At 56.8% G+C, this 6,888-nt stretch carries 6 protein-coding genes; all 6 read right to left on the reverse strand.

The window, feature by feature from the left end; all coding sequences use genetic code 11:
* Positions 1-1,294: transposase (locus ACMLHG_RS00210; RefSeq protein ID WP_417169140.1), on the reverse strand; the 1,294-nt coding region annotated here is incomplete at its 3' end.
* A gap of 25 nt (positions 1,295-1,319) precedes the next feature.
* Complete coding sequence (locus ACMLHG_RS00215; protein ID WP_417169141.1) at positions 1,320-4,091, reverse strand: glycoside hydrolase family 2 protein; 2,772 nt, start codon at positions 4,089-4,091, stop codon at positions 1,320-1,322.
* Positions 4,088-4,810, reverse strand: coding sequence for a type II secretion system protein (locus ACMLHG_RS00220; protein ID WP_417169142.1), 723 nt, complete (start codon positions 4,808-4,810; stop codon positions 4,088-4,090). The genes ACMLHG_RS00215 and ACMLHG_RS00220 overlap by 4 nt, the downstream gene beginning before the upstream one ends.
* Positions 4,811-4,828: 18 nt before the next feature.
* A complete protein-coding gene (locus tag ACMLHG_RS00225) occupies positions 4,829-5,812 on the reverse strand; it encodes a LacI family DNA-binding transcriptional regulator (protein WP_417169143.1) in 984 nt (327 codons plus the stop codon).
* Between the two features lie 69 nt (positions 5,813-5,881).
* A complete protein-coding gene (locus ACMLHG_RS00230; protein WP_417169144.1) occupies positions 5,882-6,601 on the reverse strand; it encodes a hypothetical protein in 720 nt (239 codons plus the stop codon).
* A 69-nt stretch (positions 6,602-6,670) separates the two neighbouring features.
* Positions 6,671-6,888: hypothetical protein (locus ACMLHG_RS00235; RefSeq protein WP_417169145.1), on the reverse strand; the 218-nt coding region annotated here is incomplete at its 5' end.

A 6,888-nucleotide genomic window follows, 5' to 3' on the forward strand; every position in this document is an offset into this window, starting at 1 on the left:
GCCCTCGCAATAAAAAACCTCGGAATCCCAGTATGGTTTTGATGATTCCGAACACCGGTTCGACTGTTTCTTTGCGCTTTTTGTAAACGGTGCGACCAGCTTGGGTTTTCAGGCGAAACGCCATTTTTTCCTTGACAGGAGCATCATCCGGCGGCGGAACGGGTTCCGCTTTTTTCAGCAAGTCTTCCACGGTACGATGATGGCTTTGCTTTTCCACCGCGCAGTATACCATCGGACCATCATCGTCCTCGACTTCAAGCACCGCCTTTTCGCAGAAATAGCCGGTATCAGCGCAAACCGTGTCGACTTCCCGGATTGCCGGATCGACACTTGCCGCCACCACTGGAAGTTCCTGTTTGTCATTGGCATGTGCGGTGACATATTGCCCCACGATCAACATGCTTCCTTCCGTGTCCACCGCCGCCTGAGCATTATACGCTTGCTCATAGTGTTTGCCGTTTCCAGCTTTCATGATTCGGCTTTCCTCATCGGTAAAGTTATACTGCATGTCATCCGGCGGCGTTTCAGACGGCGGCTGTGGATCCTTGCCACGGGGCTTTTTTCCCGCCTGGCGCTCAGTCTCCCGCTTCGCTTTTTTTGCCGCATACTCCCGTTCTTTTTCCCGCCGCGTCTCCTCATAGCGCTCTTCCATGGTCCGGCATGCACGCTCCAGCGCCGCTTTCCGATCTTCCCGCCGTTTGATCTCATCCGGTAATACCAGCCCGTCATCCAGCGGGGCACTATCCGCATCTTCCGCCTTTCTCACCAATTCCTCTATCTCCTGCTCCAGTTGGGCGATCATTTCTCCCGCGCGCTTATAACTTACCGCTGCATGCTTGCTCGCGTTGGCCTTGATTTTCGTTCCATCTATGCTGATTCCACCGATTTTCTTCAGATGACCCAGTTCGACACCCAGCAGCAAGACCTTCGTGAACACCTCCTTGAACGCTTCACGGTTCTTCAGCCGAAAAGCGCAGATCGTATCATGATCAGGATGCAGATCCCCTCCGCAAATATAACGCACCGCTATATCCGTGTAGGTCGCACGCTCGATCTCTCGCGACGAAAAACGCTTCGTTGCATAACAGTAAATCAGCAACGACAGCATCATTTGGGGCGGATATTGCGCACTCCCGCTACCACGCTCATTTATTCCAAAACCCTTTATTTCCAGCGCTTCCACTGCATCCACGATAAAATGCACCATGCTGTCTTCCGATATCCAGTCTCGCAAATCTGGCGGTAACATCATTGGCGTGTCTCGGTCCAATATCACAAATTTCGCTGCCATCATACACCTTTTTTTGACTGGTAATATATCATGCTTTTATGATTTTTCTCGCAGAACTTGCTTTTAAGTCCGACAGGCTGCGAGGCGAGAGGAAAAGATCGTAGTAATTTCGCGCGACGATTTCATCCGCCTCGCGCAATGTCACCCGGAGCTGCCAATCGCCGGAGCGGAGTCCGGCGGGAACCGTCAGGGCGACCGGCACGGAACTGCGGCTGTACGGTGCTATCGCCGGCAGCTTTTGCGTATGCAGGATGACCGCTTCGCGCGTGGTGCGGTGGAGGGCGAGTTCGAGTTGCGGCGCCCGGTATCTCCGGGAATTGCTGTTCACAAGTTCCAGACGCCAGCGGTAGTTCTCCCCGGTGAACAGGTTGCGGGGGAAAAGCGAGTTTTCATTCCGCAAAGCCGGGAAAAGCGGTTGCGTCCACAGCGTCGCCGCCGGATTGCCGCCGAACCACGGCGCGAAACCGCTGAAATTCGGGTCGAGCCGGAATATCTCATAGATGCGCCTTCCGTAGAGCGCCTGCGCCCACTCCGCGAAGCCGGGCGTCAGCGCCTCGAAAAGCGGCGCGCAGCCGATGAAACCGATCCCGTTCGGGCTGCCCCACGAACTGGGCTTGTTTACATAGTCGGCGTATTGCCCGATATCGCCGCGCCGGAAGTTGCGGTCCGTCACATGCGTCCCCCATGAGAAGCCGACCGTTTCCCACGCAACCAGCGGCCGCGACAGCCGCCCGGTTTCTCCGTAGATCCGCAGTTCGCCCTCATACTGGCGGGCCAGCAGTTCCGGCAGCCGGCTCCACGGCGAAGCCAGCCCGGCATACTCGTGGATGTCGATCACATCGGTTTTCAGGCGGTTCGTACCGTAGGAGTACCAACTGCCCATGCCGGAAAAGGAACAGGCCGGGCGTCCCGATTTATCCAGCGCGCGTACCGTGTCGTACTGGAGATCTAGCTGTCGGGCGATTCCCGGTTCCTGATGCTTGATCTCGTTGCCCAGCGACCACATGCAGACGGAGGGATGGTTGTAACTCGCCTTGACGAACTCGGCGATTTCGCGCAGGTTGTTCCGCTCGAACGCCTCGAAGTCGAGATTCGTGGTGAAGCTCCATGCCCATTCGTGGTAGATCATCATGCCGATTTCGTCCGCAATTTCCAATGCAAGGGGCAGGATCGGCATATGGGAGGTGCGGGTCATCACATAGCCCAGATTGCGGTAATCCAGCAGGATTCCGAGAATATTCCGCTCCTCCTGTGCTTCGTCCAGGCCGTTGCCGCCGAACTTGGAACCGATATTCTGGCCGAACAGGTAGATTTCTTCGCCGTTCAGGAAGAACTTTCCGTCTCTGGCTGTGAATTCCCGGTAGCCGAACCGGACCGCATCGCGGGAGAAGTCCCCTTCCGCATCCTTCACCTCACAGACCAGAAAGTACAAATAGGGATTCGTCGTCGACCACCTAACCGGATCGCTGAGCGGAAGTTCGACCGTGCCGGTGTTGACGCCCGGTTGCAGCGCGACGGCATGCCGCCGTGTTCCGACGAGTTTGCCGGCATCCTGCCGGATTGCGGGCGTAACGGAAAAGTCCAGTGCGGTTTTCACGGTTTCTCCGGTGTGGTTGAGGATCTTGTAATCGACCTCGACGGCACTTTTCGCCAACCGTGGCGTAACGAACAGTCCGGCGATTCGGATTTCCGGTTCCAGCGACAGCGTGACGTTCTGCCAGATGCCGCCCTTGATATCCTTTACGGACCACTGGGCGCCGTAGGCGTGGTGAATCTTTTCCGGATTCGCGGCGTGCCCCTGATCGGTGAACACCCGGATTGCGAGCGTATTGCGTCCGGGCCGCGCCGCATCGGTCACATCCAGCTCGAATGCGGTAAAGTCCCCGAGATGACGGCCGACTTCCCTGCCGTTCAGGAAGAGTGTCGCATCGCAGCCGATCACATCGAATTTCAGGATCACGCGGCGTTGCTTCAGCTCCGTGGCGGCGAGGTCGAATGTGGTGCGATACCAGCCTTTCACGTAAGGTTCGCGGAGATTCTGCTTTTCCGGGTACTTCAGATACCAGTTCAACGGAACCGCGATTTCAGCCCAGCCCGAATCGTCGAACTCCGGGCGCTCGATTTCCCGTTCCCGGTCGGCATCGGCGGGAAACGGCTTCACTGCAGTCTCCAGTTCGGAGATTTTCCACATTCCGTTCAGCGAACGCTGCACTTTCGTAGGCCCGGTTGCGGCGATGTCGATTGTGTCGGCCCGGCGGAACTTCCCGCGCGGAGGCAGATAGGGTGCCGGCGATACTTCGGCATCGGGACGTTCGCCGAGGTCGCGTACTGTGATCGAACGGACCTCGATCAGGCCGGAACTGTTTTGCAGACCGACCATGAGTTTCGCGGTCCGGGCATCTTCCGGGACCGACATCGGAATTGTGACTTCCCGCCAGTCGAAATCGCCGTGGTTCCACTGCCGGGGCGTGTCGGCGACAGTCTCCCGGTGACCGCTGCGGCAGCTCAGGATCAGCTTGATCCCGGTGAAATCCTGCGGCGGCCGCGTGACCTTTTCGGCCCGCAGCCGATAGACCAGCTCGATGTCGTGGCCCCGGTAGGGAATGATGTCGAATGTGCGCTGCGCCGTCAGGAAGCGGTTCGCCTCTTTTCCCGGCCTGATCTGGATTTCCAGTGTCCCCGCCGGAGTGAGGCGCGCACCGTCAGGAAGCGTCCACGCGGCGTCAAGCGGCACCGGGTGTTCCTCTCCGCGCGCAGCTAGGACACACAGCAGCAACACGGTGAAAAGCAGCCGCCTCATTCGTAAATCTCCGCCCAGACAAGTTCATGAATCACCTTGGTGGGAGGAAGCACTTCGACATGGCCGTCGAGCATGCAGAGCGCGGCGCGATTACCGTGCCGGTAGGCGAAGATGTTCCCCCAGACCGAAGGCGTGGTCACCGTCAGCCAGGCGAGGAGATTCTCCGCATAGCTTTTGCGGAACAGCCAGCCGAGCGTGTCCGCGAATTCCGGCACCTTCGACGGGCGTTTCACCCGCGTCACCTTGGGGGCAGTCTGGTTGTACTGATAGAACGGGTCGTGGTTGAGGCCATAGGAAAACGGAATTTCACACCCCTCGTTGTTCTTCACCTGAAACGCAAAGGTCGCATTCGGGCAGATCAGGCCGGGAGTGATCCGGTTGCTGTACATCAGGTTGCCGGGGCTGGCCGGGTCCGGCTTCGCCCCATCCAACAGTGCGCGGAAACCGGGATTTTTGAACCAGTGGTAGGAGTCCCCTCCCCACGGCACCCCGAAGTCGTCGTAAGTGCTGAAGTACATGCTCAAGGCCGTGCCGTACTGTTTGAGGATGCCGACGCATTTCGTCTGTCTGGCTTTTTCGCGCGCCTGATTCAATGCCGGCAGCAACATGCTCGCCAGCACCGCGATAATCGCAATTACCACGAGCAACTCGATCAATGTAAAACCGGCGATCACGATACGTTTTTTGCTGATGCTTTCGGGCAGATGATTCGTTTTCACTTCATACCTCCTGATGTGTTAGGGTCGTGTACTTTGACGGACGATATATTCAGACGGAGTCATGAAACTCCGTCCCGGTTCACAATTCGGGTAATCGATCAGCATCTCCACTGCTTTTTCCATCATCGCGGCCACATCGTAGCCGATGCAGGAAAGTTCGGGCTGCACCCATTCGGTGGCTTCGAGGTTGCCGACGCCGACCAGTTCCACGTCGTCCGGCACCCGGATTCCCTTCCGGGCCAGCCGGGACATCAGCCGTACCGCGGTTGCCGAACCGCTGACGATGAACGCGCCGGAGCCGGAAGTGCGTACAAATTCCGCCACTTCATCGGCGCAATCCGGCAGGCCGATGTGCCGGAACCGGTGTTCAACTGATTCGACTCCTGCCGCCTTGCAGACGGTCGTCAGCGGGCGGGAGTCGGTATGCAGAGAACAGATGTGGCCGATTTTCCGGTGCCGCCGGGCGAGATCGGCAACCGCCTGCCGGAATCCCGGTTCGTAATTCACTCCCACCGTCGCAAAAACCGGATCAGGCATGCAGTAGGTCACGACCGGAAACTTTTCCTGCCGGAGCGTTTCGTAGAATTCCGGGTCTTTCCGGAACGAACCGGGCTGGAAAAACACGCCGTCCACATTGCGTTCGTGCAGCAGCCGCAGCAGTGCGAGCTCCTTCTCTTCTCCCCATGGAGTCGGACAGGTCAGCACCTGATAACCGCGCGCCTGCGCCGCCGTGATCAGGTGAAACGCCAGCATCGAATAAGAGGGGTCGCGCAAGTCGCCGACCACCATCCCGAATGCGCCGCTTTTGCCGGTTTTCAAGGCTCGCGCCATATAGGAGGGCCGATAATTCAGCTCTCTCGCGACCGCGAAGACCCGGTCGCGCGTTTCGGCGGTCAGCTTTTTCGCCCGCGCCTTATGATTCAGCACCAGCGAGACCGTGGAAATGTCCACGTTGACTCGACAGGCGATATCCGCCAATGTAACCCGGTTGTTTCGTCCCATCAATCTGAAATCCCTGAAAAGTATTGGTCAAACGTTTGAATCATATTATACCAAACTTGGGGACAAAAGTCAAGAGCGGTAATGGAAAAATCTGGAAAATCGTCCGGTACCTGCCGGACCGGGCGGCGGAGCTTCTACGGATTCAGCCGCTTCAGCAGCCGGCGCGTACAGTAGAAGAAAGCTCCGACGGCAACCAGACCGCCCGCGAATCCGATGCGGGAAATGGAGGAGTAGATGCAGACGGCTCCGCCGAGCAGCGTTCCGCAGCCGATCCCGAGATTGAAGATGCCGGAGAAGATCGACATCACGACCGCCGTCGCTTCCTTCAAGTTTCAATTCCGCAGGGGTGAGTATCTTCACCTCCTGTTCCGGAGAAATTGCCAGATAACCACGATTCTTCAACCCGTCGATCGAGTCATTGTAAACGACATTTGCGGATTTGAGCACTCCCACGGGGCGCGAGGCTGGATCGAATGTGAAAAATCCGGCGTTGACAGCGGCTGCCGCATTGTGTTTTCGGGCCATGGAAGATACGGTTTCCCGCTTGCCGTTTTTACACACGCCGATCCCGTAACGAACCGGACTTTTTCCTCGGATGAGTGATATCATCAAAGGTTTACCAAAAAGTTCCTTGAAATAATATTGTTCGAATTTCAGGCTGTCGGCTTTCTGTTCGCTTGCAACTAGCCGTTCACGCCCCCAGGAAATTGTTGTTTCCTCGGTCGCCGTTCCGCCCCATGCACTTCCCGCCAGTAGCAACAGAAAAAGCAATGAATGCAGAATTTTCATGATTATCCTTTCTTTCAAGTTGTTTGTATAAGGTAAGCTTTTTTTATTCCGCTTTTGTTTTGTGTGGGTTTAATAACAGTTAAAAGTCTTGATTTGTTCGGAAAAAAGTGGAGAGTTAGCAAAGACGTAGAAAAACATGGTGCCATAGTAAGCGCCCAGCGTTTCGGTAGCGCACGCTTCCGCAAAAGCGTGGAAACTTGGGTTTAATCTGCATGCAAAGTCCAGTGGCCTTGCAAAGGTGGAATTTTCTGCAATATTACAACAGGAGGATCCGAGGAACATCAATC

The sequence above is a fragment of the Victivallis sp. genome (assembly GCF_048170485.1).
Classification (GTDB): domain Bacteria; phylum Verrucomicrobiota; class Lentisphaeria; order Victivallales; family Victivallaceae; genus Victivallis.

Excerpts from the sequence above, each read along its gene's own strand:
- ACMLHG_RS00215 (WP_417169141.1), bottom strand. The coding sequence starts at position 4,091 with ATGAGGCGGCTGCTTTTCACCGTGTTGCTGCTGTGTGTCCTAGCTGCG.
- ACMLHG_RS00225 (WP_417169143.1), bottom strand. The coding sequence starts at position 5,812 with ATGGGACGAAACAACCGGGTTACATTGGCGGATATCGCCTGTCGAGTC.
- ACMLHG_RS00230 (WP_417169144.1), bottom strand. The coding sequence starts at position 6,601 with ATGAAAATTCTGCATTCATTGCTTTTTCTGTTGCTACTGGCGGGAAGT.